We start from the raw sequence: 25,526 nt of genomic DNA, 5'->3' as shown, positions 1-25,526 counted from the left end.
CGGTCCGCGGCGGGCATGATCCCCCAATGACGACTTGGATCATCAAGACGGACGCGCCGGGGGACGGCCCGCGGCTCGCCGTCAAGGACGCCATCGACGTGGCCGGGCTGCCCACCACGGCGGGCTGCGCGGCCGTCGCCGAGCGCGCCGGACCCGCCGCCGCGGACGCGCCCGTCGTCGCCTCCGCCCGCGCGCGGGGCGCCCGCATCGCCGGCAAGGCCAACCTGAACGAGCTGTGCATGGCCGCCGACGGCGTCAACCCGTGGTCCGGCACGCCGGCGAACCCGCTCGACCCGTCGCGGGTGCCGGGCGGGTCGTCCAGCGGCTCCGCCGTCGCCGTCGCCACCGGCGAGGCCGACGTGGCGTTCGGCACCGACACGTCCGGGTCGATCCGCATCCCCGCCGCGTGCTGCGGCATCGCCGGGCTGAAGACCACCAACGGGCGCGTCCCGCTGGAGGGCGTGCACCCGCTGTCGCCGACCCTGGACGTCGTCGGGCCGATGGGACGCGACGTCGCCGCCGTCGTCCTCGGCATGGACCTGATCGAGCCCGGGTTCACGCCCGTCCCGTATGACGCCTCCCTCCCGATCGCGCGGCTGCGGGTGCCCGGTGTGGACCCGGCGATCGACGCGGCCGTGGACGACGCGCTGCGGCGCCTCGGCCCGTTCAGCGAGGTCGCGTCCGCGCACTACGAGGAAGCGGCCACGGTCAACGGCGTCATCGTCAGCGTCGAGGGCTGGGAGCAGAACGGCCACCTGCTCGGCGAGCCGGACAAGCTGAGCGGGCGCATCCACCGCCGCATCCAGCACATGAAGGACGTGGCGGAGGCCGGGATGCTCGACTGGGCCCTCGGTTTCCAGAAGTCCTTCCGGGCGGAACTGGACGCGATCCTGGCCCGGCACGCCGCGATCGCCCTGCCCGTGCTGACCTGCGTGGCCCCCGAGCCCGGCGAGGCGGACGAGGCGGACGAGTCCGACCTCCTGCTGACCACGCTCACCGGCCAGGTCAACGTGGCCGGGCTGCCCGCGTTCGCGCTGCCGGTGCCGCTGCCGGGCTCGCATCTGCCGGCGTCCGTCCAGCTCATCGGCCCGGCCGGGGGAGAGGAGCGGCTCTGCGGGCTGGCCGCCGCCCTGGAGGCCGCGCTGGCCTAGTGCCGATCGAACCTAGTCCCGGTCGAACGGGACGAGGAGGGTGCGCAGCAGGTCGGCCAGCGCCGCCCGCTGCTCCGGGCTGAGGCCCTCCAGTATCCCCTGCTCGCGTTCGAGCAGGTCCGCGAACGCGGCGTCGACGCGCGTCAGGCCCGCCTCGGTGAGGCGGACCTGCACGCCGCGCTTGTCCTGCGGGTCGGGGTGGCGCTCGACCAGGCCGGCCGCCGCGAGCCGGTCGATGCGGTTCGTCATCGTGCCGGACGTCACCAGCGTCGCGCGCAGCAGCCGCCCGGGGCTCAGCTGGTACGGCGCGCCCGCCCGGCGCAGCGCGGTGAGCACGTCGAACTCCCAGGACTCCAGGTCGTGCGCCACGAACACCGCGCGGCGGGCGCGGTCCAGGTGCCGGGCCAGCCGGGACACGCGGCTGAGGACCTGCAGCGGCCGGACGTCCAGGTCCGGACGTTCCGCGTTCCACGCCTCGACCAGCCTGTCGACCTCATCGCGCATCCCGCCAGCCTACCTGTCTCGATATCGAGACACACGCCCCGATCACGCCGTAGTAGCCGAGGGCGGCGCGTCCGCGGGCAGGGCGGCGGCGAGGAGCCTCGCCGCCGCCGGGGCCTGCCGCCGTCCCTCCCGGTAGACCGGCGTCCAGCGCGACATGTCGCCCACGTTGTCGCCGAAGCCCTCCAGCGCCCGCTCATCAGGAACGATCCGGACGTCGGCTCCCGCGCCGTCCGACAGGTGGGCGAGCGGCTCGACCACGACGACCGTTCCGGCGCCCTCCGCCAGATCGGTGGCGAACTTCGCCCCGGTCGGGACGGCATGGCTGCTCGGCCTCGCGGCCGGGCTGCGGGAGGCGGGCGTGGACCCGGCCGGCGCGGGCTTGGACGCCGGCACGTCGGCGGGCCCCGGGCCCGAGCACCAGGGCCCATCCATTCGCGTTCATGGTGGCGAGCCTAGGAACCGCCCGGGGCGGGGTGGATCGGCCATCGGGCCTAGGTTCCGGCGCCGGTTCCCGCGACGCGCCGCAGGACTCTTGACATCAAGATAAGGGCCGGGCATGCTGTGTCTTGATGTCGAGAGAAAACACGGCCGAGTGGGATCCCGCGCAGTACGGGATCTTCGGCGGCGAGCGCGCGCGGCCCTTCGCCGAGCTCGTCGCCCGCCTCGCCGCGCACCTCGGCGGGGACGCGCCGGCCCGGGTCGCCGACCTCGGCTGCGGCAGCGGCGAACTCACCGCCACCCTCGCCGCCCGCTGGCCCGGCGCCGTCATCGAGGCCCTCGACAGCTCACCGCAGATGATCGACGAGGCCCGCAGGCACGAGATCCCCGGGCGGCTCTCCTTCCGCGTCGGAGACGTCGCCGCCTGGAAGCCCGGCCGGCCCGTCGACGTCATCGTCTCCAACGCCGTCCTGCAGTGGGTCCCCGAGCACCTCGACCTGCTGCCCCGGTGGGCGGACGCGCTCACCCCCGGCGGACGCCTCGCCTTCCAGGTCCCCGGCAACTTCGGCGCGCCCAGCCATGTCCTGCTGCGCGAGCTGGCCCGCTCCGACCGGTGGCGCGCCAAGCTCGGTCACCTCCAGCGGGACGCGCCCGTCCTCGACCCGGCCGGCTACCTCGACCTCCTCGCCCGGCACGGCTGCGCCGTCGACGCGTGGGAGACCACCTACGCGCAGGTGCTGCACGGCGACGACCCCGTCCTCGAATGGGTCAAGGGCACCGCGCTCCGGCCCGTCCTGTCCGCGCTCGACCCGGACGAGGCCGCCGAATTCCTCACCGACTACCGGGACCGGCTCCGCCGGGCCTACCCCGCCGCGCCCTACGGCACCGTGTTCCCCTTCAGGCGGATCTTCGTGATCGCCACCCGGAACACCACCTAGACGGGATGCCGCCCGTCCGCCGAGGGAAGCGACTCGTTCCCCTGCGGTGTGCCAACTCGGACGGGAGGGCGGCGTCCGCAGCTCCCGGACTCGCGACCCGAGCCCGGCGACCCCTGGCCGGTGGCCGCCCGGACGAACTCCGGCGGCCACCGGTCGTCACGTCGACGGGTCGGCGATGCCGTCCAGGTCCCGGCGCGCCCTGCGCCGCTCCTTCTCCGCCCGCGCGGCGGCCTTCTCCTCGGCCTTCTCCGCCTTCGCCGCGGCCTTCTCCGCCGCCCGCTCCCGGCGCTCCTGCTCCTTGCGGCGCCGCCGCGGGTCCAGCGAGGGCTTCGGCTCCAGCGCCGCCAGGCCGTTCCACGCGAGGTTCACCACGTGCGCGGCGACCTCCTCCCGGCGCGGCTTGCGGACGTCCAGCCACCACTGGCCCGTCATCGCGACCATGCCGACCAGCATCTGCGCGTACATCGGCGCGAACTTGTCGTCGTAGTCGTGCCGGTCGAACTCCTGCGCGAGGACGTACTCCACCTCGCCCGCTATCTCGCTCAGCAGGCTGGCGTAGCTGCCGGTGCCGGTCCCGCCGTGCGAGTCGCGGACGAGGATCCGGAACCCGTCCGGATGCCCCTCGATGTACTCCAGCAGCGCCAGCGCGGCCTTCTCCAGCTTCCCGCGGTAGTGGATCGCCGAGTTCAGCGCGTCGGTGACCAGCTTCAGCAGGCGCTCGAACTCCCGGTCGACGACGACCGCGTAGAGGCCCTCCTTGCCGCCGAAGTGCTCGTACACCACGGGCTTGGACACGCCGGCCGCCGAGGCGATCTCCTCCACCGAGGTGCCGTCCAGGCCGCGCTCGGCGAACAGCGAGCGGCCGATGTCGAGGAGCTGCTCGCGGCGTTCCTTGCCGGTCATCCGCTTTCTGCGCGGTCTGGGAGCGGGTTCTGTCACAGGATCAATTGTGGCGGTCAAACCGCCTGCTTCGTGCGTTTCGCCGCCAGCCTGTCGCTGTTCGGCCACCGGACGTCGTACGCCCAGCCCGCCTTCTCGAAGCCCTGGATGATCCGGGCGCTGATGTCGACCTGCCCCTTCAGCACCCCGTGCCGCGCGCACGTCGGGTCCGAATGGTGCAGGTTGTGCCACGACTCGCCCAGCGACGGAATCGCCAGCCACCACACGTTCCGGGACTTGTCGCGCACCTCGAAGTCCTCGCTGCCGAAGGTGTGGCAGATCGAGTTGATCGACCACGTCACGTGGTGGACGAGCGTGATCCGGACGAACCCGGCCCAGAACAGGGCGGTGAGGAAGCCCATCCACGACATCGTCACCAGCCCGCCGATCACGGCCGGCAGCAGGAACGACACCGCCACGAGCCCGGGGAACGCCCTATGGATGCGCCTGATGTCGGGGTCGTTCAGCAGGTCCTTGGCGAACCGCTGCTTGGACGTCCGGTTGGCGTCGAACAGCCAGCCGTAGTGCGCCCACACCAGCCCCTTGGCCAGCGCCTTCCAGTCGTCGCCGAACCGCCACGGGGAGTGCGGGTCGAACTCCTTGTCGGAGTGCTTGTGGTGCCGCCGGTGATCGGCGACCCACGTGATCACGGGCCCCTCGATCGCCATGCTCCCGGCCAGCGCCATGAAGATCTTCAGCCCGCGCTTGGCCTTGAACGACCCGTGCGTGAAGTACCGGTGGTAGCCGACCGTGATGCCCGCGGCGGACAGCACGTAGAACACCGCCGTGAGCACGACGTCCGTCCAGCCGAGGAACCGGCCCCAGGCCAGCGGTACCGCCGCGAACAGCGCGAGGAACGGCACGCCGGTGAACACCGCGATGAGCACCCGTTCCGCGGTGCCCCGGGCCTCGGGGTTGATCTCGGGCCGCGGTCGCCGTCGAGGAGGAGTTTCCACGGTTGGAGCCGTTGCCATGCGTCACCACTTCCTGTGACTAGGGGATCCTTACCTACGCCAACGTAACCTACGGCACCGTAAGTTGGACAGAGCCGAACGGTAAATTCAGGGGGAAACTGCCCCTCCAGCCACAAAAGCCTCCCGCGCCCCGCCGCCCGCGGGACACTGGGGAGATGCCTCCCACCTGCCGCGACCGCCGGTCCCGCGCCGCCGACTCCCTCGCCGGCCTGTCGGTGGGGGACGCGTTCGGCGACCAGTTCTTCCTGCTCGCCAACCGCCGCGTCTCTGCCGAAACCGATGTGCCGCCCGCGCCGTGGCCCTGGTCGGACGACACGGAGATGGCCTGCTCCGTAGTGGACGTTCTAAACCAATTCGGACAAGTCAACCAAGACGCCCTGGCCGCGGCCTTCGCGGACCGCATGGACCACCGCCGCGGATACGGCGCCGGCGCCTTCGAACTCCTGGAGCGGATCCGCAGCGGCGCCCCCTGGCACCGCGCGTCCGAGCCGGCGTGAGGGTGGGTGGGGACATGGATACGACGTCCGCCATGGTCGGGGGCATTGTGGCGGCCCATCTCGGTCGGGGTGCGATCCCGGAAACGTGGGTGGAGGCTCGCGAACCGCTTCCCGCGTGGCTGGACCTCGGCGCGGGGTGAGTGCGGGGCCCGCGACACCTGGAATCGGGTGGGTTTCCCTGTGCGGGTGTCGGTATCGTTGGGCCGGTCGGCTCGGGTTGTTGCCCGAATCGTCCGCTTTGATCCGGCGTGGTGTAATTGGCAGCACAAGGGTTTTTGGTGCCCTTAGACAAGGTTCGAGTCCTTGCGCCGGAGCTGTCTTGAGTGTCCCTCGCGGGGTGCGCGAGGTGGGGGACGGGGTGACAGGTGGGGAGCGGGCGGTATCCTGCCCGTGTTGGATGCGTTCCGGCCTGCCGTGGTGTGATCTCGCAGGTGGGCGCGTCCTAGACCGATCCCGTCCGCGATGCCGAGGAGCCTCCTTGTGAGCGCTGCGAGCCGACCGGCCGCCGTCATCGTTCTCGCCGCGGGCGAGGGCACCCGGATGAAGTCCCGCAAGTCGAAGGTCCTGCACGAGCTGTGCGGGCGCAGCATGCTCGGGCATGTGCTGGCCGCCGCGCGGCGGCTGGAGCCCGAGCGGCTCGTCGTCGTCGTCGGGCACCGGCGCGAGCAGGTCGTCGAGCATCTCGGCGCGCACGCGCCCGATGCCGAGGCCGTCGTCCAGGAGCACCAGGGCGGGACGGGCCACGCGGTGCGCATGGCGCTGGAGCAGACCGGCGCCCTCGACGGCACCGTGGTCGTCACCAACGGCGACCACCCGCTGCTGCGGGGCGAGACCCTGCAGGCGCTGGTGCGGGTGCACGAGGGCGAGGGCAACGCCGCGACCGTCCTGACGACCGAGATGCCGGACGCCACCGGGTACGGGCGGATGGTCCGGGCCGCCGACGGCAGCGTCGAGGCGATCGTCGAGCACAAGGACGCCACGGACGCGCAGCGGGCGATCAACGAGATCAACGTCGGCATGTACGCGTTCGACGGGGCCCTGCTGGCCGACGCGCTGAAGCGGGTGACCACCGACAACGCGGGCGGCGAGGAGTACCTCACCGACGTGGTGGCGATCGTCCGCGCGGACGGGCACCGCGCCGGCGCGCACCTGGTCGCCGACTGGGTCGAGACCCAGGGCGTGAACGACAAGGTCCAGCTCGCGCAGGCGCGCAGGCAGCTCAACGACCGGATCCTCGAAGCGCACATGCGGGCCGGGGTCACGATCGTCGACCCCGCGTCCACGTGGATCGACGTCGACGTGACCGCCGAGCCCGACGCCGAGATCCACCCGGGCACGCAGCTGCACGGGAAGACGCATCTCGGCGAGGGGTCGCGGGTCGGGCCCGGGTGCACGCTGACCGACACCACGGTCGGCGAGGGCGCGACGGTGATCAACGCCGTGTGCACGGAGGCGGAGATCGGGCCCGAGGCCTCGGTCGGCCCGTACGCCTATCTGCGGCCGGGAACCCGGCTGGCCCGCAAGGCCAAGATCGGGACGTACGTCGAGACCAAGAACGCCGACATCGGCGAGGGCACGAAGGTGCCGCACCTGACCTACGTGGGCGACGCCGAGATCGGCGCGGGCTCCAACATCGGCGCGAGCTCGGTGTTCGTGAACTACGACGGTGTGGAGAAGCACCGCAGCGTCATCGGGTCGCACGTGAAGGTCGGCAGCGACAACATGATCGTCGCGCCGGTGACGGTGGGCGACGGCGCCTACACCGCGGCCGGGTCGGTGATCGTCCAGGACGTCCCGCCGGGGGCGATGGCGGTCGCGCGGGCGCGGCAGCGCAACGTCGAGGGCTGGGTGGAGCGCAGGCGGCCCGGCACGCCGTCGGCCGACGCGGCCCGGCGGGCGAAGGCCGAGGACGAGGGCGCGCCCTAGCGCGGCCCGGTGAGGACAGCCCCGCTTCGCAGCGGGGACGTGGAGGACAGTGGCGTCTTCCGGTGACCCAGAGCAACCCGTGCGCCCGGCTCTTGTGGTGCGCGGGGGAGTGGGGACGACACCCCACGGGTAAGGCACGTTCCATTGAGGGGGAGTTGTCAGAGGTGAGTGGGATCAAAGCGAGCGGTCAGAAGAAGCTGATGCTCTTCACCGGCCGAGCCCACCCGGACCTGGCCAAGGAAGTCGCCGACAACCTCCACATCGAGCTGACTCCGACGTCGGCGTACGACTTCGCCAACGGTGAGACGTTCGTACGGTTCCTCGAGTCGGTGCGCGGCTCGGACGCCTTCGTGATCCAGAGCCACACGGCTCCCATCAACCAGTGGATCATGGAGCAGCTGATCATGGTGGACGCGCTCAAGCGCGCGTCCGCCAAGCGGATCACCGTGGTGGCGCCGTTCTTCGGGTACGCGCGGCAGGACAAGAAGCACCGCGGCCGCGAGCCGATCTCGGCGCGGCTGATGGCGGACCTGTTCAAGACGGCGGGCGCGGACCGGTTGATCACGGTCGATCTGCACACGGCGCAGATACAGGGCTTCTTCGACGGCCCGGTGGACCACCTGTTCGCGCTGGACCTGCTGGCCCGCCACTTCGAGAGCCGGCTGGACACCTCGCAGGTGACGGTCGTCGCGCCGGACGCGGGCCGGGTGCGGGTGACCGAGCGCTGGTCGGACCGGCTGGGCGGCGTGCCGATGGCGATCATCCACAAGAAGCGCGACCCGGACGTGGCCAACGAGGTGAAGGTCTTCGACGTCGTCGGCGAGGTCAAGGGCCGCACCTGCGTGGTGGTCGACGACATGATCGACACCGGCGGGACGATCGTGAAGGCGGCGGACGCGCTGTTCGAGCAGGGCGCGGCGAAGGTCGTCGTCGCGGCGACGCACGGCGTGCTGTCGGGCCCGGCGGTGGACCGGCTGAAGAACTCGCGGATCTCCGAGGTGGTGCTGACGAACACGCTGCCCATCCCGGAGGACAAGCAGTTCGACAAGCTGACCGTCCTGTCGATCGCGCCGCTGGTCGGCCGCGCGATCAACGAGGTGTTCAGCGACGGTTCGGTGACGAGCCTCTTCGGCGGCCACAGCTAGCCCTCCGGGGTGGCGCGGGTCTCGGCGGGCTCTGGCGTTTCGCGGCGCGGCGATCGGCTAGACTCTTTGAATCGCGCATGCCTCCGGGTCGTTCAGTGCGGTGCCGGCACAGGGGCCGCACTCCCCGGGGGACGCAACGAATCTTTGAGGCGCCCGCCCTTAGTCGGCGTGCGTGGATCGCAACCGTCCGTAGCGGACGTCCGACGCCGGACGGCCGTGGATCGCAACAAGCAGGGAGTTTTCGCCGTGTCCGAGGTACGCATTGCCGCCGAGCCGCGCACCGAGTTCGGTAAGGGTGCCGCGCGGCGCACCCGCCGGGCCGGCAAGGTGCCCGCCGTCCTCTACGGTCACGGCACCGACCCGCAGCACATCTCGCTGCCGGGGCACGACCTGATGCTGGCGCTCAAGACCCCGAACGTGCTGCTGACCATCGAGGGTCTCGGCGGCGGTTCGGAGCTGGCGCTGCCGAAGGACGTGCAGCGCGACCCGATCAAGGGCTTCCTGGAGCACGTCGACCTGCTGCTGGTGAAGCGCGGCGAGAAGGTCGTCGTCGACCTGCCGGTGAACGTCGTCGGCGACGTGGTCGCGGGCGGCCAGGTGGCGCAGACGGAGGTGGAGATCTCCGTGGAGACGGAGGCCACCAAGATTCCGGAGTCGGTCGACCTGGACATCTCCGGCCTGGAGATCGACTCGCAGGTGCTGGCGAAGGACCTGAAGCTGCCGTCGGGGACGACGCTCGCGGCGGACGAGGACACGCTGATCCTGCAGATCCTCGACGCGACGGCGGCGACGGCTCCCGAGGCCGAGGCCGCGGAGACCGAGGGCGAGGCCGCCGAGGGCGAGGCGGAGGCCGCCGCCGAGTAGGGCGGACGGCGTTTCCGCCGCATGGTCCTTCATGGCCCCCGCGGGTGCGTGCGCACCGGCGGGGGCCGTGTTCGTGCATGGAGAGCGTTCGTGCGTGAGGAGTTCGGGTGAGCGCGGATCTCTGGCTGGTGGTGGGGCTGGGCAATCCGGGCCCCTCGTACGCGGGGAACCGGCACAACGCCGGGTTCATGGTGCTGGACGTGCTGGCGGCACGGGCCGGCGGCCGGTTCAAGTCGCACCGGGCGCGCGCGGACGTGCTGGAGGGCCGCCTCGCGGGGACGCGGGCGGTGCTGGCGAAGCCGCGGTCGTTCATGAACGAGTCGGGTGGGCCGGTGAAGGGCCTGTGCGACTTCTACAAGGTGCCGGTGGAGCGGCTGGTCGTCGTCCACGACGAGCTGGACATCCCGTTCGGTGCGGTGCGGCTGAAGCAGGGCGGCGGTGACAACGGTCACAACGGACTGCGGTCGGTGACGAAGTCGCTGGGGTCGAGGGAGTACCAGCGGGTGCGGTTCGGCGTGGGCCGGCCCCCCGGGCGGATGGACGCGGCGGCGTTCGTCCTGAAGGACTTCTCCGCGGCCGAGCGCAAGGACCTGGCGCTCGAGGTGGACCGCGCGGCGGACGCGGTGGAGGCGCTGATGGCGGACGGGCTCGCCGCGGCGCAGAACGTGTTCCACGCGGGTTGACCGGATCCGGCCGCGAACAGGGCTGGACAGCGGCCGATCATGCCCCTGCGGTTGACTATTCGTCCGGGTTCGTCGTGGTTTGCTGATGTTGCTGGGGTGATGGAGACGTTCCCTCCGTGACCACGGCAAAGCACACGTAAGATGCTGCTCGATTGAGGTTCGAGATGCGTGTGAACCTCATGCGAAGTTCAGCCGTCTTCGGTGTGAACCGTGCTGTCGGGGCGCGCGTTACAGGGGATTGGTGAGTGGTCTATGGCCGTCGTTGACAAGGTGCAGGCCGAGTCATCGATTCGCCATGAGCGGAGGCACGCGCCCTCGCAGAACTGGAGCGGGTCGTACCGCCGGGTCGCACTGTGCCTCGATTTCGTCAGCATGCTGCTGGCGGGCGTGATCGCGTTCGTGCTCCGGTTCCCCGGGGTGCCGATCGATCCGGACGCGCCGAACGCGCCGTACGTGGCGCTGACCGTCGCCCTCCCCCTGCTGTGGCTGCCGACGCTGATGATGTGCCGGGCCTACCAGCCCCGCTACATCGGCGTGGGGTACGAGGAGTTCCACCGCGTCATCCGCGCGGGCTTCATCCTGACGGCCGCGGTCGCGATCGTGGCGTACGCGACGAAGACCGAGGTGGCGCGCGGGTATGTGGTGATGGCGCTGCCGCTCGGCACGTTCCTCGCGCTGGTCGCGCGGTACCGGCTGCGCAAGTGGCTGCACAAGCGGCGCTGGAACGGCGACTGCATGCGGCGCGTCGTCGCGGTCGGGCACCGCACGTCGGTGGCCGACCTGATCCGGGAGCTGCGCAAGAAGCGGTACCACGGCATGGACATCGTGGCGGTGTGCCTCCCGCCGGCGCTCGCGTCCGGTGACGACGCGGTCGCCGCGGTCGAGGACGTCCCGGTGCTGGGCGACTTCGCGCAGGCGGCGGCGGTCGCCGAGCGGATCGGCGCGGAGTCGGTGGCGGTGCTGGCGTGTCCGGAGATGGACGGGGTGGCGCTGCGCCGGCTGGCGTGGCAGATCGAGCGCAACGACATCGAGCTCGTGGTGGCGCCGGCGCTGATGGACGTGACCGGCCCGCGGATCTCGATCCGCCCGGTGGCGGGCCTGCCGCTGCTGCACGTGGAGCATCCGGAGCTGGACGGCGGCCGCAGGCTGTTCAAGGGCCTGTTCGACCGCACGGCCGCGCTGGCGGGGCTGCTGGTGCTGAGCCCGCTGATGCTGATCGTCGCGTTCCTGATCAAGGTGACGAGCGCGGGCCCGGTGATGTTCCGGCAGACCCGGGTGGGACGCGGCGGCCGCGAGTTCACCGTGCTGAAGTTCCGGACGATGGTGCAGGACGCCGAGGCCCGCAAGACCGAACTGGTGCAGCTGAACGAGAACGACGGCGTGCTGTTCAAGATCCGCGAGGACCCGCGGATCACCCGGGTGGGGCGGTGGCTGCGCCGCTACTCGCTGGACGAGCTGCCGCAGCTGATCAACGTGCTGCGCGGCGACATGTCGCTGGTGGGCCCGCGTCCGCCGCTGCCCGAGGAGGTCGCCCAGTACGGCGGCGACGTGTACCGGCGGCTGGTGGTGAAGCCAGGGCTGACGGGCCTGTGGCAGGTGAGCGGCCGCTCGGACCTGTCCTGGGAGGAGTCGGTCCGGCTCGACCTGCGCTACGTCGACAACTGGACGCTGGCGCTCGATCTCCAGATCATGTGGAAGACCTGGTCGGCGGTGCTGCGGGGGTCCGGGGCCTACTGAGCGGGACCGGGCTTCGGGGCGGCTCGGGTAGGCATGAGAAAGTAGACCGAACAGACCATTCGAGTCGGGAATGTGATCAGCGGATGAGGGATGTGGACGACCACGCGCTGGCGGCGGAGCTCGCCGGTGCGGCGGGGCGGCTGCTGCTCGGTGTTCGGGACGAGGTCGGGTACGGGGACGCGCGCGTCCTGAAGGACACCGGCGACCTGCGGGCCCACGAGTACCTGATGGCGGCGCTGGCCGAGCGCTGTCCGGGCGACGCCGTCCTGTCGGAGGAGGGTCGTTCCTCGGTGGCGGGGAAGCGGGCGGAGGGCGACGAGCGCGCCCCGACCCGCAACACCGCGACCGCCGAGCGGCTCACCGCCGGCCGCGTGTGGATCGTCGACCCGCTGGACGGCACCCGCGAGTTCTCCGAGGAGGGCCGCCGCGACTGGGCCGTCCACGTGGCGCTGTGGGAGCGGGACGCGTCCGGGCGGGGCCGGCTGGCCGCCGGCGCGGTGGCGCTGCCGGCGCAGGGCCTGACGCTGCGCACGGACGCGACGGGCGGCGCCTCCCTCGTCCGGACCGACCCGGGGGAGCCCGACCCGGTGACGGCCGGTCCGGGGTCCGCGCAGCCGCGCGAGGTCCCGCTGCACGTCCCGGCGCCGGACGCGGGCAAGCTCCGCATCGCGGTGAGCCGGACGCGGCCGCCGGAGTTCGTCCGGCGGCTCGCGGAGGAGCTGGACGTCGACGTGGAGCTGGTGCCGATCGGGTCGGCGGGCGCGAAGATCTCCGCGGTGCTGCTCGGCGAGGTCGACGCGTACGTGCACGCGGGCGGCCAGTACGAGTGGGACTCGGCGGCGCCGGCGGCGGTGGCGCTCGGCGCGGGCGCGCACGCGTCCCGCGTCGACGGGGCGCCGCTGGAGTACAACCGGGAGGACCCGCGGCTCCCGGATATCCTGGTGTGCCATCCCGTGTCGGCGTCGATGCTGCTGACCGGCATCGCACCCCTCCTCACCGGGGGGTGTGGGGGGGCGTCCCCCCACACAGAGACGCCAAGCGGCGCACGGCCGGACTAGCCGGGACTGAATCGCGGCGGGCCGCGGTTCGACCCGGTGGGACGTCCCCGTCCCGTGACCATCGGTTGCATCTGCCAGACCAGCGTGGAGAGAGCCCCAGACCATGCAGCGTTCCGATTACCTGCTGTCGCAGTTGGACGTCCTTGAAGCCGAGTCGATCCACATCTTCCGTGAGGTGGCCGCCGAGTTCGAGCGGCCGGTGCTGCTGTTCTCGGGCGGCAAGGACAGCCTGGTCATGCTGCGCCTGGCCGAGAAGGCGTTCTGGCCGGCGCCGATCCCGTTCCCGGTGATGCACGTCGACACCGGGCACAACTTCCCCGAGGTGATCGAGTTCCGCGACCGGCGGGTGGCCGAGCTCGGGGTGCGGCTGGTGGTGGCGTCGGTGCAGGACGCGATCGACAGCGGCCGGGTGGCCGAGCAGAAGGGGCGCCGCGCGTCCCGGAACCGGCTGCAGATCGTGCCGCTGCTGGACGCGATCGAGGAGCACCGGTTCGACGCGGCGTTCGGCGGCGCGCGGCGCGACGAGGAGAAGGCCCGCGCCAAGGAGCGGGTGGTGTCGTTCCGCGACGAGTTCGGCCAGTGGGACCCGAAGAACCAGCGCCCCGAGCTGTGGAACCTGTTCAACACGAGGATCGAGCAGGGCGAGCACGTCCGGGTGTTCCCGCTGTCGAACTGGACCGAGCTCGACATCTGGGACTACGTCCGCCGGGAGGGGATCGACCTCCCCTCGATCTACTTCGCGCACACCCGCCGCGTCTTCGAGCGGGACGGGCTGCTGCTGGACGCCGAGACGGGCTTCGCGCACCGCGGCGACGACGAGCCGGAGTTCGAGGCGACGGTCCGGTACCGGACGGTCGGCGACGCGTCCTGCACGGGCGCGGTGAAGTCGTCGGCGGCGACGCTGGACGAGGTGATCGAGGAGATCGCGGCGACCCGGATCACCGAGCGCGGCCAGACCCGCGCCGACGACCGGACCAGTGAGGCCGCGATGGAGGACCGCAAGAAGGAGGGCTACTTCTGATGGCCGGGAACGAGGAGCCCGCGGGCAAGCCGATGGACCTGCTGCGGTTCGCCACCGCCGGCAGCGTCGACGACGGCAAGTCGACCCTGATCGGCCGGCTGCTGTTCGACTCCAAGTCCATCTTCGAGGACCAGCTGGAGTCGGTGGAGCGCACCAGCACCGAGCGCGGCGAGGAGTACACGAACCTCGCGCTGCTGACCGACGGCCTGCGCGCCGAGCGCGAGCAGGGCATCACGATCGACGTCGCGTACCGCTACTTCGCGACGCCGCGCCGCAAGTTCATCATCGCGGACACGCCGGGGCACATCCAGTACACCCGGAACATGGTGACGGGCGCGTCGACCGCCGACCTCGCGATCATCCTGGTGGACGCCCGCAAGGGCATCCTGGAGCAGTCGCGCCGGCACGCGTTCCTCACCACGCTGCTGCAGGTCCCGCACCTGGTCGTGGCGATCAACAAGATGGACCTCGTCGACTACGACCGGGCCGTCTACGAGCGCATCGTGGACGAGTTCACGGCGTTCGCGTCCAAGCTGGACGTGACCGACCTGACGTTCATCCCCATCTCCGCCCTGCACGGCGACAACGTCGTCGAGCGCAGCGTGAACATGCCGTGGTACGAGGGCACGTCGCTGCTGCACCACCTGGAGCACGTCCACATCGCGTCCGACCGGAACCTGATCGACGTGCGGTTCCCGGTGCAGTACGTGATCCGGCCGCACGCCTCGACCGACCCCGAGCTGCACGACTACCGCGGCTACGCGGGGCAGGTCGCGGGCGGCGTCCTGAAGCCGGGCGACGAGGTCGTGCACCTGCCGTCCGGGCTGACCACGACGATCACCCACATCGACGGGCCGTCCGGGCCGGTGGCGGCGGCGTTCGCGCCGATGTCGGTGACGCTCCGCCTCGCCGACGACATCGACATCTCCCGCGGCGACATGATCGCGCGGCCGAACAACCGGCCCGAGGTCGCGCAGGACCTCGACGCGATGGTCTGCTGGATGACCCCGGACCGCACCCTCACCCCGCGCTCCAAGCTGGTCATCAAGCACACCACCCGCACCGCGAAGACGTTGGTGAAGGCCCTGCACTACCGGCTGGACGTCAACACGCTGCACCGCGACGAGCAGGCGGAGTCGCTCGGCCTGAACGAGATCGGCCGCGTCTCGCTGCGCGTCACGCACCCGCTGTTCGTGGACGACTACGCCCGCAACCGCCTCACCGGCGGCTTCATCCTGATCGACGAGGCCACCGGCAACACCGTCGCGGCCGGCATGATCCTCGGCGCGAAGTAGGCGGTGGCGCCGCGGGTGCTGGTCACGGGCGGGGCGGGCTTCGTCGGCTCGCACCACGTCCGCGATCCCGGTGGACGGCGGGTTCGTGTTCCCGCACGGTGACGTGCGCGACGCGGACCTGCCGGCGGAGGTCGTGCCGGGGCCTCGAACCGGGCCGCGCCGCCTGCTGAGGTGCGGAACAATGGTCCCGCGACCACCCTGAACCCCCAGCTCCGACCCCCTGTCCCCACCATCACCCCCCGAACGCCCGCGAGGTCCAGCCGATGACGTCTGCCCCCCATCGCAGAGCGGACGCGTCCGCCGAACCCGCGGACGGGCCCGCGGACGGGACGGCCCCGCCCCGCGTCCTGTTCCTCGGCGGTCTCGGCCGCAGCGGCACCACGCTGGTCGAGCGACTGCTCGGCGAGCTGCCCGGCGCGATGGCCCTCGGCGAGGTCGTCCACCTGTGGGAGCGCGGCGTCCACGCGGGGGAGCGCTGCGGCTGCGGCGTCGCGTTCGGCGAGTGCCCGGTCTGGCGGCGCGTCGGGGAGGCCGCGTTCGGCGGCTGGGACGCGGTCGACCTCGACCGGTTCGCGGAACTGCACGCCGCGGTGGACCGCACCCGCCACATCCCGATGCTCTCCCGCGGCCGGCTCCCGGCCGACCGGGCGCCGCTCGTCGCCGAGTACGTCGACCATTACCTGCGGCTGTACCGGGCCGTCGCCGCCGAGGCCGGCGCTACCGTGCTGATCGACTCCAGCAAGCAGGCGTCGCTCGCATTCTGCCTGCGCTGGGCGGCGCGCGCCGGCCACCTCGACCTGCGGGTCCTGCACGTCGTGCGGGACAGCCGCGGCGTGGCCTATTCGTGGACGCGCGAGGTGCGCCGTCCGGAGGCCGACGCGGGCGGCGACGAGTACATGACGCGGTGGACGCCGCCCCGCACCGCCGTCCACTGGAACGCCGAGAACGGCGCCTACCAGCTCCTCGCCCGCCGCGGCGTGCGGGTGAAGCGGATGCGCTACGAGGACTTCGTCGCCGATCCCCGCGCCCGGCTCCGCGAGATCGCCCGGTTCGCGGGGCTGCCCGCCGACGACGAGGCGCTGGCCTTCGTCGGCGACGGCCGTGCCGAGCTGACCGCCAACCACACGGCCTCGGGCAACCCGATGCGCTTCCGGACCGGGCGCATCGACGTCCGGTCCGACGACCGGTGGCGGACCGCGCTGCCGGCCGCCGACCAGCGAAGGGTCACCGCCATGACCCTGCCGCTGCTGCGCCACTACAGCTACCTCGGAGGCGACGCATGACGCGGGAGCGGGACGGGCATCCGTCCGTCGGCGTGGTGATCCCCACGCACAACCGTCCGGAACTGATGCGCGCGGCGCTGGACGCCGTGCTCGCCCAAGACTACAGGGGCGAGCTGCGGGTCGTGGTCGTGTTCGACCGCGCCGAGCCCGACCCGTCACTGGCCGACGTGCCCGGCGCGGACGGCCGCGTCAGCGTCGTCGCCAACGACCGGACGCCCGGACTGGCGGGCGCGCGCAACACCGGCATCCTCGCGCTGGACACCGAGCTCGTCGCGTTCTGCGACGACGACGACCAGTGGCTCCCGGAGAAGCTGTCCGCGCAGACGGCGGCGCTGGCCGCCCGTCCGGACGCCGTTCTGGCGAGCTGCGGCATCCTGGTGGAGTTCCGCGGCGGCGGCAACGCGCGCCTCGCGGGCGCCGCGGAGGTGACGCACGCCGACCTCGTCCGGTCCCGGATGGTGATGGTCCACTCGTCCACGTACCTGGCGCGCCGCGCGGCGCTGACCGGGCCGGACGGGATCGGGCTGGTGGACGAGACCATCCCGGCGGGCCAGAACGAGGACTGGGACTTCGCGCTGCGCGCCGCCCGGCGGCATCCGATCGTGAACGTCGACCGCCCGCTGGTGCGGGTGCTGTGGGGGCGGACGTCGCTGTTCGCCGGCGAGTACGCCACCAAGATCGAGGGCCTGCGGTGGATGCTGCGGCACCACCCCGAGCTGGCGGAGGACAAGGTCGGGGCGGCCCGCGTCTACGCCCAGATCGCGTTCTGGAGCGCGGGCCTCGGCCACCGCAGGGAGGCGCTGAGCTGGTCGCGGCGCGCGGTGCGCGCCAACTGGCGGGAGCGGCGCGTGCCGTTCGCGCTCGCGGTCGCCTCCGGGCTGGTCTCCGACGAACGGGTCCTGCGGACCCTGCACTCGCGGGGGCACGGCATATGACGGGCACCGCGCCGCGCGCCGTGCTGCGCGGGCTGCCGTTCGACGCGCTCACCGAGGAGCAGGTGGTCGAGCACGTGGCCGCCGCCCTCGTCCGCGGCGCGGGCGGCCACCTGGTGACGCCGAACATCGACATCGTCCGGCAGGCCCGGCGCGAGGGGGAGGCGCGGTCGCTGGTCGTTGGCGCCGACCTCGTCGTCGCCGACGGGACGCCGATCCTGTGGGGGGCCCGGCTCGCCCGCCGCCCGCTGCCCGCCCGCGTCACCGGGGCGTCCCTCATCTGGACGCTGAGCGAGGCGATGGCGCGCGACGGCCGGTCGGTCTACCTGCTCGGCGGCGGCGCGCCCGGCGTCCCCGAACGTGCCGGCGAGGTCCTCGCCGGGCGGTACCCGGGGCTGCGCGTCGCGGGGGCGTCCGCACCGCCGATGGGGTTCGACCGGGACGAGCGCCAGGTCGCCGCCGTCGCCGCCGAACTCACGGCGCTCAAGCCGGACCTGGTGTTCGTCGGCCTCGGCTTCCCCCGCCAGGACCGCCTCATCACCGCGCTGCGGCCCGCGCTGCCCGGCGCGTGGTTCGTCGGGTGCGGCGCGGCGATCCCGTTCGCGGCGGGCGAGCTGGAGCGGGCCCCGGAGTGGATGCAGCGGTCGGGCCTGGAGTGGCTGCACCGCCTGGTGGGCGAGCCCCGCCGCCTGTTCAGCCGGTACATCCTGCACGACCTCCCGTTCGCGGCGCGGTTCCTGACCGGCTGCGCGCTGGACCGCTACCGCCGCTGAACTCCGGCCGGGGCGCGCCGGGACGGCGCGCCCCCACCGGTCAGCGGCGCGGGCGGCCGCGGCGCAGGATGGAGCGCGCCGCCTCGTCGAGGTTCAGCGGGCGGCGCAGCAGGTAGCAGCCCGCGACGTACCCGGCGGCGCCGACCGCTGCGGCGGCGGCCAGCTGGGGCAGCCCGTCGCCCGCCGCCAGCCGCACGGCGAGCGGGACCGCGCCGAAGCAGACGCCGGTCAGCGCCGCGGCCGCCAGCGAGCCCCGGCCGAACGGGTGCAGGCCCAGCTTCAAGCGCAGCTGCAGCAGCGGGACGACGTTGCGGGTCAGCAGCGCGGCGGCGCCGCCGAGCGCCGCCCCGATGATCCCGATGTGCGGGATGAGCAGGACGCTGACGCAGACGTTCACACCGAGCGCGAGCACGATGTTCACGAGGTTCCAGGTGGTCTTGCCCGCCATCATCAAGACGACCTCGACCATGCCCGTCCCCGCGCTGACCAGCATCGCGGCGGCCAGCACCACGATCACCGAGGCGCCGGTGTGGTAGCCGCTCCCGAACATCCGCAGCAACTGCTCGGCGAACAGCGCCGAGAGCAGGAACAGCGGCCAGTTCGCCAGCATCAGCCAGCTCGTCGCGGTCTGGTAGAGCGTGTTGGCCGAGCGCCGGTCGTCGTGCGCGAGCACCTCCGACAGCTGCGGCTGGACGGCCTGCGAAATGGCCCGGTTGGCGAGCTGCCCGACGACCCGCAGCCGGGACGCCGCGGTGTAGATCGCCGCTTCCCGCGCGCCGAGCATCGCCGCGACCAGCAGGATGTCCATGCGCTGCAGCAGGATCTGGGTGATGCCCGCGAGCCCGCGCGGCAGCGAGTAGCGCCAGAAGCGGCGGCCGAGGTCGGCCGGGACGTCCGGGGCGGCGTCGCCGACCGGCGCGGTGCGCCGGACCAGCCCGAGCATCGCGACCACGGCCAGCACGGCGGCGGGCAGGTACGGTCCGACCCACGCGATGGCGATGAGTCCGGACGCGCCGGCGACCGCGACCGCGCCGATCGCGGCGAGCTGCACCAGCGGGCGGCCGATGTTCTCCACCAGCACCGACGGCCGCATCCGCCGGAACCCCTGGGTCGCCGCCAGCGCGCCCGCCGACAGGTTCATCACCGGCAGGAACACCGCCAGCACCCGGAGGTAGGTCGCGCCGTCCCCCGGGTCGCCGTTCACCATCACCTCGGCCACCCACGGCGCCGCCGCGAACAGCGCGGCGCCGAGGACCGCGGAGACCAGCACCATCGGCCGCAGCGCCAGCCGGACCAGTGGGCCGATCCGCTCGGTGCGGCCGCGCGAGCGGAACCGGGCGATGAAGTACACCAGGCTCGTCTGGGTGCCGAGCTCGGCGACGGCGCCGAACAGCAGGAACGCCGATGTCGCGGCGAAGAAGACGCCCGCCTCGGCCTGCGAGAACGCGTTGGTGATGACGGCGACGACGACGAGCTGGGCCAGCGCCGACACCGCCGCGCCCACGATGTTCAGGGCGCCGCCGCGGGCGAGGGAGCCGACGTCGGAGCCCTTCGATCGCGGGCCCTTCGCTCCCGGGCCCGCGCCACCGTCCGCGCCGCCGCTCGCGGCGGGTTCGGCCGCGCCGGTCGCGGGCGCGCTCATCGGCGCCAGGACGGGGTGCGGCCGAGCCACTCCGCCAGCCGCTCGTCGTACGGGCGGAAGTACTCCTCCAGGCGCGCGTGCAGCGCGTCCGGCAGCGGCGACCGGCTGCGCGCGTTGTGTCGCTCGAACACCGGGGAGCCGAGCGGCGGGACGCCGAGGAAGTCCAGGACGCCCTTGTACACGGTCTCCGGCTCGGTGAAGAACTCGTGGCTGTCCACGACGAGGAGGCGGTCGCGGCCCACGAGCTTCTCCAGCCGCTCGATCTGCTCGATGTAGCGGCCCCGCGCCAGGTAGGCGTTGTGCTGGTAGGCGTGACTCGTCGCGGACGGGTCGGCGGCGAGGCGCTCGGCCTCGCCCTCCAGCCGCTGCTCCTCCAGCTCCACCGCCCACTCGAACGGCTCGGTCTCGAAGCCGCGCCCGAGCTCGTGGGAGTGCGCCGAGTACGCCCGCTCGACCGGGTCGCGCACGAGCATCAGCAGCTTCACGTCCGGCAGGTCGGCGGCGATCCGCGCCCCCGCCAGCGGATGGAACCCGTAGTACGGCGACGACTCGAACGCCAGCGGCTTCACGCCGTGCCGGCTCTCCACGCGCGCGGCCGTGCTGCGCAGCGGGAAGTGCCCCCGGTACCAGGCGGGCCCGTTGCCGTAGCCGGTGTCGAAGTAGTGGACGCCCTTGTGCCACAGGGCCTTGAGCAGCGCCGGGTGCTGGCTGAGCGTCCGGTACATCGACGTCGTGCCGCAGCGCTGCCCGCCGACGATGAGGAATCCGGGCAGCATGCGGGCGCGGTGGGTGGCCTTGCCGGCGGTGACGGCGGCGGCCTGGGCCAGCCGCTTGTGGCCGGGGGGACGCGCCGCCTGGTGCTTGTCAGCCATGCGTTTCCTTCGTTCCGTGCAAGCCCTCGGTGAGGGCGGGGAGGAGCCACGCGCCGACGTCGCCGAGGCGGGCGCCCGCCTCGGCCTGCCGGTCGGCGAGATAGCGCGCGGCGAGTTCGGCGAGGTAGAGCCGCGCGACGAGCGCGGCCCTCTCGGGGGCGGCGGCGAACGGGGCCAGGGTGCCGGCGGCGCCGTGCACGCAGTCGGCCGCCGCCCGCGCCGGGTCGGCCGCCGGGTCGGAGACCGCCCGCTGGAGGCGGTGGTGCAGCGCGTCGAAGCCGACGGGGACGCCGGTGGCGAACCGCTCCCAGTCCCACACGAGCAGGCGGCCGTCCGCGCCGCCGGTGTTCCAGGGCGTGAAGTCGCCGTGCCAGGAGCCGAAGACGAGTTCGGCGTCGCCCTGGCGTTCGCCGATCGCCGCGAGTGCGGCGCGCAGCCGGTCCGCCGCCTCGCCCGGCAGCGCTTCGGCGCGGTCGCGCAGCGCCGTCCAGTAGGGCGAGTCCGCAAGTCGCAGCCGCTCGGTTCCGGCGGCCTCGGCGATCTCCCGCAGCGCGGCGGCCAGCAGATCCGGGGTGACCGGGCGTTCGGGCTCCCAGGTCGGCAGCGGGGTCAGCGCGAGGATGTGGAGCCCGCGCCACGTCCCGGCGTGCAGCACCTCCGGCGCGCGCACCACGGCGCCCGCCACGCGCGGCAGCCGCGCCAGCGCCGCCGCCTCGGCGCGCACGAGCCGACCGGTCAGCTCGTTCACCCCCACTTTGACGAACGCGACCGGCGGCCCGCCCGATCCCGGGGAGAGCGCCTGCAGGACCGGCTTGTCATTGGCGCGGCCTGCTGGCCGCGCGTACAGCGCGGCGCACACCGGACGGCCGAGGGCCTCACTCAGGTACGTCTCCACGGTCTCCGCCCCATCGGGCACCTCCACGCGGACGCCCTGCCGCAGCACCGCACGCGCGACCCCGCCGCGCAGCGACCCGATCAGCCCGGCCGTCACCAGCCGCGCGGCGCGCGACTCGACCCGGCCGTAGGCGCGCAGCGCCGCGACGGCGGCGGCGCGGTCGGCGGGCAGCAGGATCCGCGGCCGGCGGGCGCCGGGGGCGAGCAGGCGGTCGCCGGAGCCGAACGTGACGCGGGCCGGTTCGGGCCACAGCAGCCGGGCCGTCTCACTCAGCGCCGCCAGCCGGTCCGTCGTGTCGCTCACGTCTTCCCTCCCCGATCCTGATGGGCGTGCCGTTCGTCCGCGCGGCCAGCGCGGCCCGGCGCGTCTTGCTCTCCAGCAGCCGCCGGGTGCGGGCCGCGGTGAGCGTCTTGTCGCGGGCCCGCTTGGCGCGGACCGCGATCGGCTCCACGCGCGGCGGGCTCAGGTCCATGCCGTTGCGCCACATCACCGCGAAGGACAGCAGGTAGAGCGGCATCGGGGTGTAGAGGCCGTCGTAGATCGTCATGTAGAAGAGCACGAGCAGCATCGTCAGGACGCCGCCCGTCGCGATCGGGGAGATGTCCCGCCAGTACCGCCGGATCGCGTTCAGGAAGAACATGACGTACAGGCCCGCTCCCACGAAGCCCTGCGAGATCAGCAGGAGCCACAGCTGGCCGTCGGAGCCGAGCGGCGGGTGCTTGCACTCCGGGCACGCCTCCGTCTTGCCGGTGACGACCGTCTTGTCGCTGCCGACGGCGTACCGGGTGTTGCCGTAGCCGATGATGGGCGAGGTGAACGTCGCCTCGATCGTCTTGGCGCGGGTGTAGGCGCGGATGCTGTTGCTCTGCGGGTTGTCGAGCCGCGTCTGGACCTGGTCGTACAGCGGCGACATCGCGAACAGGGCGCCGCCGAGCACGAGCGTGGCCGCGCCCACGCCGAGCGCCATGGCCCGTCCGCGCAGCGCCAGCCGGACGAGCACGTAGACGACGCTGAGCCCGATCCCGACCCACAGCCCGCGGTTCAGCCCGTAGACCACCGGGACCATGGACAGCAGGAGGATGCCGAGGCCCAGCATCCGGCGCCGCCGCGAGGCGTACACGAACCAGCCGAGGACGAACCAGATCAGCAGGATCGAGTAGTTGTTGCCCCAGGTGTTGGCCCATTCGAAGGGGCCTTCGGGACGGATCGCCTTGACCGAGCCGACCCAGGTGATCTGCGCCGCGGTGGGGTTGATGATGTTCTGCACGAACGCGTCGCCGCGCAACCGCCCGGGCAGCAGCATCCCGAACAGCGGCGGGACGTGGAAGTCCGGGTAGACGACGCCGAGCAGCCCGCCGAGCGTGGTCGTGATGAACAGGGCCCCGAGCATCCGCACGAGCGCGAGCCGCGGCAGCTCCCGCTCGGTGAGGTTCCCCACGTACAGCGCGATGACCGCCGACGCGAGGTAGACCACCAGCCGCACCAGGACCGAGATGACCCGCCCGGCGTCGAGGTCGCCGTACGCGCCCGGCGGGTTCCGGTCGAGCATGGAGAGGCTGACCAGGTACCAGATCAGGAACAGAACCCACAGCCCGAAGCCGGGCGGGAACCGCAGCGGGCGGCGGTTGAGCAGGACCAGCGCCATCGGCACCGCGCAGATGACGAAGCTGAACACGCCGAGGCCGAGGATCCACCACACGGGGAAGCCGACGAGCAGCGCGATCAGCGGCCACGTCGTGTGCGGCAGGTCGCGCAGCCGCGTCGGCAGCGGCTCGTCGATCCGCGACGGGGGGACCGGGCCGCCCGGCGCGGACTCCGGCGCGGCGCTCGATGGGGAGGTGGGGGGCAACGGTTCAGGAGCGGTCGGACGGGTCGTCCGGTTCGGCGTGCCGGCCGTAGCGCGGTATCGCCGCCGTCGCGTCCGGTTCGCTGCCGTTGGCGGACGAGCCGTGCTCGGCGTCCTCGCCGGGGCCGGGCAGGGCGAGCCCGCTCTGCCGCGAGCCGGCGACGGAGCGGTCGCCGGGGCCGTCGACGACGGTGCGGTCCGCGGGCCCGTCGCCGAAGGCCCGCAGGTCCAGGCCGGCGGTCTCGGTCGTGTCGGCCGACGCCACCGGCCGCGGCGCGCGGCGCGGGTGCGGGCGGGCCGCGCCGGAGCGCGGCTGGCCCGCGGCGGCGCGCGGCTGGGCCGGGACGACGAGGGTGCCGAGCACCGCGACGCTCATCCGGTCGAGCGCGCGCACCGACTCCTCGACGTCCTTGCGCCTGACGTCCGGGATCTCCACGACGACCAGCGCGGTGTCGGCGGCCTCGGCGATGGCCTGCGCGTCGGCGCTGCTGCTGGTGGACGGCGCGTCGATCACGACGTAGTCGGTGTTGGAGCGGAGCTTGTCGATGATGTGGACCATCTGCCGTGTCTGGAGCATCTCGTAGGCGAGGTCGGTGTCGACGCCGGGCGGGACGACCCACAGCCGCTTCTGCACGGGCGAGCGGACCATCGCGTCGCGCAGCGGGCGCGAGCCGAGCAGGACCTCGGCGAGACCCACGTTGCCCGGGACCTCCGTCAGCCGCGCCGACTCCTGGGAGTGGAGGTCGGCGCACACGAGCACCACGCGGGACTGGGTACGGGCGAGCGCGGCGGCCAGGTTCGCGGCCGACAGGCCGGCGCCGGGCCCGCTGGTGGCGCTGGTCACCAGGATCACGTGGTTGCCGTGCCCGAGCACGGCGTTGAGCTGGTGGCTCAGTTCATGGACTTCCTGCCCGTTGCGGCTGCGGGCGGGCAGCAGCCCGAGCCGCTCGCCCTTGGCCGCCGGATGGAGTTCCAGCAGGACGGGCATGTCGAGCATCCGCTCCACGTCCGCCGCGCTGCGCAGGCGGGTGTCCATGCGGTCGCGGACGGCGGCGGCGCCGAGGCCGACCAGCAGCCCGGCCATGAGCCCGCCGATGAGGTAGAGCGCCACGTTCGGGCCGCTCGGCTGCGTCGGCGTGGAGGCGTTGCTGATGATCCGGCCGGGGTTGATGGTGGTGGTGCTGAGCGAGCCCAGCCGGCCGGTCAGCTCGGTGATCTGGCGGCCGATGATCTGCTGCTGGCTGCGGGCGTAGGTGCGGGTGGCGCCGGTGGTGCGCGGGATCTGGTCGAGGAGGATCTTGTTCCTCTTGTTGAGGTCCTCGACCTTCTTGTTGATGGCGTCCATCTGGCGCGCCAGGTTCGCCTGCGCGGACGCTGTGCGCTGGTTCAGGTACGCCTGCGCGAACAGGTTCGCGCCGTTGGCGGCGGACTCGGGCTTGTCGTCGGTGAAGGCGATCGTCAGCACACCGGAGTTCGGGGGGACCGAGACGGTGACGTGCGACAGCAGGTGGTTCTCGGAGTCGCCGTACTTGAGCAGGCGCTTGGCCTCCTTGGCGACCTCGAGCGACTTGGCGACCTGGGCCTCGGTGTCGAGGTTGACCTCGTTCTTGGTCTTGGAGGCCGCCGGGGCGGCGTCGTCGAACCCGGTGGGCGCCACGAGGACCTGCGCCTCGGCGGTGTAGGTCTTGGCCAGCGTGAACGTGTACGCGGCCACGACGGCGAGCACCGCCGCGGCGCAGCACACGACGATCCCCCAGCGCCGCCGTATCAATCCGGTGTAGTCGACGAACTCTTTGGAGGGTGCTGGACTAGACGACACTTCGGTCCTTCCCGGTCACCGCCCCCGCCGCCGCGCGAACGGACCGGTCCGCCGGGGCTGGCCGCCGGAGTCGCCGGTTGAGGTGGGGGGCGTGGCGTCGCGGTCACTATATAGGGAGCGAGGGCCCGGTTCAGACAATCCGCGCGCGACAGGCATCGCCCGGGAGGAACCGGTGCGCGGGACGGGTCCGCGCCCGCGGAACCGGGTCGTCCGTCCGCGGCCGGCCGCCGCGGCCGTGTGGCAGATGTGGGCCACGGGCCTGGCGGGGCGTCGGGCCCCACCGCTATCCTTGCG

24 protein-coding genes and 1 tRNA gene are annotated in these 25,526 nt (G+C 72.8%); 16 read left to right on the top strand and 9 right to left on the bottom strand.

Translation table 11 applies throughout. The annotated features are described in order from the left end of the window. Positions 1-26 precede the first annotated feature (26 nt). Positions 27-1,151, top strand: a complete 1,125-nt coding sequence (locus tag ABFX46_RS06375; protein ID WP_346040391.1) for an amidase — start codon at positions 27-29, stop codon at positions 1,149-1,151. A 12-nt stretch (positions 1,152-1,163) separates the two neighbouring features. Here ABFX46_RS06375 and ABFX46_RS06370 read toward each other — a convergent pair whose 3' ends face one another. Together ABFX46_RS06370 and ABFX46_RS06365 are read right to left on the bottom strand one after the other, a co-directional pair. Beyond that, positions 1,164-1,655 carry a MarR family winged helix-turn-helix transcriptional regulator gene (locus ABFX46_RS06370; protein ID WP_131942168.1) on the bottom strand — a complete coding sequence of 164 codons (492 nt, stop codon included), beginning with the start codon at positions 1,653-1,655 and terminating at the stop codon, positions 1,164-1,166. A 42-nt stretch (positions 1,656-1,697) separates the two neighbouring features. Further along, complete coding sequence (locus tag ABFX46_RS06365; protein WP_346040390.1) at positions 1,698-2,087, bottom strand: hypothetical protein; 390 nt, start codon at positions 2,085-2,087, stop codon at positions 1,698-1,700. Between the two features lie 137 nt (positions 2,088-2,224). Here ABFX46_RS06365 and ABFX46_RS06360 point away from each other — a divergent pair, with 137 nt between their 5' ends. Further along, positions 2,225-3,031, top strand: a complete 807-nt coding sequence (locus tag ABFX46_RS06360) for a trans-aconitate 2-methyltransferase (protein WP_346040389.1) — start codon at positions 2,225-2,227, stop codon at positions 3,029-3,031. Positions 3,032-3,187: 156 nt separating this feature from the next. On the opposite strand, the gene ABFX46_RS06355 is transcribed toward ABFX46_RS06360, so the two are convergent. Then, positions 3,188-3,934, bottom strand: coding sequence for a TetR/AcrR family transcriptional regulator (locus ABFX46_RS06355; protein WP_346040388.1), 747 nt, complete (start codon positions 3,932-3,934; stop codon positions 3,188-3,190). 53 nt (positions 3,935-3,987) lie between these two features. Continuing rightward, positions 3,988-4,944 carry an acyl-CoA desaturase gene (locus tag ABFX46_RS06350; RefSeq protein ID WP_346040387.1) on the bottom strand — a complete coding sequence of 319 codons (957 nt, stop codon included), beginning with the start codon at positions 4,942-4,944 and terminating at the stop codon, positions 3,988-3,990. Between the two features lie 155 nt (positions 4,945-5,099). Between ABFX46_RS06350 and ABFX46_RS06345 the strand changes: the two genes are divergently transcribed. The 14 genes from ABFX46_RS06345 (at position 5,100) to ABFX46_RS06285 (ending at position 18,158) form a co-directional block, all read left to right on the top strand. Continuing rightward, positions 5,100-5,441, top strand: coding sequence for an ADP-ribosylglycohydrolase family protein (locus ABFX46_RS06345; protein WP_346040386.1), 342 nt, complete (start codon positions 5,100-5,102; stop codon positions 5,439-5,441). A 14-nt stretch (positions 5,442-5,455) separates the two neighbouring features. Further along, positions 5,456-5,581: a hypothetical protein gene (locus tag ABFX46_RS43420; protein ID WP_428831214.1), complete on the top strand. Its 126-nt coding sequence runs from the start codon at positions 5,456-5,458 to the stop codon at positions 5,579-5,581. A gap of 102 nt (positions 5,582-5,683) precedes the next feature. Beyond that, a tRNA-Gln gene (locus tag ABFX46_RS06340) sits at positions 5,684-5,755 on the top strand. Between the two features lie 166 nt (positions 5,756-5,921). Further along, positions 5,922-7,367, top strand: a complete 1,446-nt coding sequence (gene glmU, locus ABFX46_RS06335; RefSeq protein WP_346040385.1) for a bifunctional UDP-N-acetylglucosamine diphosphorylase/glucosamine-1-phosphate N-acetyltransferase GlmU — start codon at positions 5,922-5,924, stop codon at positions 7,365-7,367. Positions 7,368-7,531: 164 nt separating this feature from the next. After that, positions 7,532-8,512, top strand: a complete 981-nt coding sequence (locus ABFX46_RS06330; protein ID WP_163059816.1) for a ribose-phosphate diphosphokinase — start codon at positions 7,532-7,534, stop codon at positions 8,510-8,512. 246 nt (positions 8,513-8,758) lie between these two features. After that, positions 8,759-9,376 carry a 50S ribosomal protein L25/general stress protein Ctc gene (locus ABFX46_RS06325; protein WP_346040384.1) on the top strand — a complete coding sequence of 206 codons (618 nt, stop codon included), beginning with the start codon at positions 8,759-8,761 and terminating at the stop codon, positions 9,374-9,376. Between the two features lie 107 nt (positions 9,377-9,483). After that, positions 9,484-10,059: an aminoacyl-tRNA hydrolase gene (gene pth, locus ABFX46_RS06320; protein WP_346040383.1), complete on the top strand. Its 576-nt coding sequence runs from the start codon at positions 9,484-9,486 to the stop codon at positions 10,057-10,059. A 252-nt stretch (positions 10,060-10,311) separates the two neighbouring features. Continuing rightward, positions 10,312-11,796, top strand: coding sequence for a sugar transferase (locus ABFX46_RS06315; RefSeq protein ID WP_346040382.1), 1,485 nt, complete (start codon positions 10,312-10,314; stop codon positions 11,794-11,796). Positions 11,797-11,879: 83 nt separating this feature from the next. Next, positions 11,880-12,854 carry an inositol monophosphatase family protein gene (locus ABFX46_RS06310; protein ID WP_346040381.1) on the top strand — a complete coding sequence of 325 codons (975 nt, stop codon included), beginning with the start codon at positions 11,880-11,882 and terminating at the stop codon, positions 12,852-12,854. Between the two features lie 103 nt (positions 12,855-12,957). Further along, positions 12,958-13,875, top strand: a complete 918-nt coding sequence (gene cysD, locus ABFX46_RS06305; RefSeq protein WP_163059804.1) for a sulfate adenylyltransferase subunit CysD — start codon at positions 12,958-12,960, stop codon at positions 13,873-13,875. 32 nt (positions 13,876-13,907) lie between these two features. After that, on the top strand, positions 13,908-15,170 hold the full coding sequence (locus ABFX46_RS06300; protein ID WP_346040693.1) for a sulfate adenylyltransferase subunit 1: 1,263 nt from the start codon (positions 13,908-13,910) through the stop codon (positions 15,168-15,170). A gap of 263 nt (positions 15,171-15,433) precedes the next feature. Next, positions 15,434-16,453: a sulfotransferase gene (locus ABFX46_RS06295; protein ID WP_346040380.1), complete on the top strand. Its 1,020-nt coding sequence runs from the start codon at positions 15,434-15,436 to the stop codon at positions 16,451-16,453. Beyond that, positions 16,450-17,388: a glycosyltransferase family 2 protein gene (locus ABFX46_RS06290; RefSeq protein WP_346040379.1), complete on the top strand. Its 939-nt coding sequence runs from the start codon at positions 16,450-16,452 to the stop codon at positions 17,386-17,388. Before ABFX46_RS06295 ends, ABFX46_RS06290 begins: the two co-directional genes overlap by 4 nt. Further along, positions 17,385-18,158: a WecB/TagA/CpsF family glycosyltransferase gene (locus tag ABFX46_RS06285; RefSeq protein ID WP_346040378.1), complete on the top strand. Its 774-nt coding sequence runs from the start codon at positions 17,385-17,387 to the stop codon at positions 18,156-18,158. The genes ABFX46_RS06290 and ABFX46_RS06285 overlap by 4 nt, the downstream gene beginning before the upstream one ends. 40 nt (positions 18,159-18,198) lie before the next feature. Here ABFX46_RS06285 and ABFX46_RS06280 read toward each other — a convergent pair whose 3' ends face one another. The 5 genes from ABFX46_RS06280 to ABFX46_RS06260 are packed head-to-tail and all read right to left on the bottom strand — an operon-like array spanning position 18,199 to position 25,232. Next, complete coding sequence (locus ABFX46_RS06280; protein WP_346040377.1) at positions 18,199-19,800, bottom strand: oligosaccharide flippase family protein; 1,602 nt, start codon at positions 19,798-19,800, stop codon at positions 18,199-18,201. Beyond that, positions 19,797-20,672 carry a sulfotransferase domain-containing protein gene (locus ABFX46_RS06275; RefSeq protein WP_346040376.1) on the bottom strand — a complete coding sequence of 292 codons (876 nt, stop codon included), beginning with the start codon at positions 20,670-20,672 and terminating at the stop codon, positions 19,797-19,799. Before ABFX46_RS06275 ends, ABFX46_RS06280 begins: the two co-directional genes overlap by 4 nt. Next, the gene (locus ABFX46_RS06270; RefSeq protein WP_346040375.1) at positions 20,665-21,870 is read right to left on the bottom strand and encodes a hypothetical protein; all 1,206 of its coding nucleotides are present in this window, start codon (positions 21,868-21,870) and stop codon (positions 20,665-20,667) included. The genes ABFX46_RS06275 and ABFX46_RS06270 overlap by 8 nt, the downstream gene beginning before the upstream one ends. Then, on the bottom strand, positions 21,833-23,416 hold the full coding sequence (locus ABFX46_RS06265; protein WP_346040374.1) for an O-antigen ligase family protein: 1,584 nt from the start codon (positions 23,414-23,416) through the stop codon (positions 21,833-21,835). The genes ABFX46_RS06270 and ABFX46_RS06265 overlap by 38 nt, the downstream gene beginning before the upstream one ends. A 4-nt stretch (positions 23,417-23,420) precedes the next feature. Then, positions 23,421-25,232: a Wzz/FepE/Etk N-terminal domain-containing protein gene (locus tag ABFX46_RS06260; protein WP_346040373.1), complete on the bottom strand. Its 1,812-nt coding sequence runs from the start codon at positions 25,230-25,232 to the stop codon at positions 23,421-23,423. Positions 25,233-25,526: the final 294 nt, after the last annotated feature.

The sequence above is a fragment of the Actinomadura chokoriensis genome (genome assembly GCF_039529475.1).
Lineage (GTDB): Bacteria > Actinomycetota > Actinomycetes > Streptosporangiales > Streptosporangiaceae > Spirillospora > Spirillospora bangladeshensis.
Note: the sequence above shows the minus strand (reverse complement) of the source record. Positions and strands in the feature narration are given on the sequence as shown.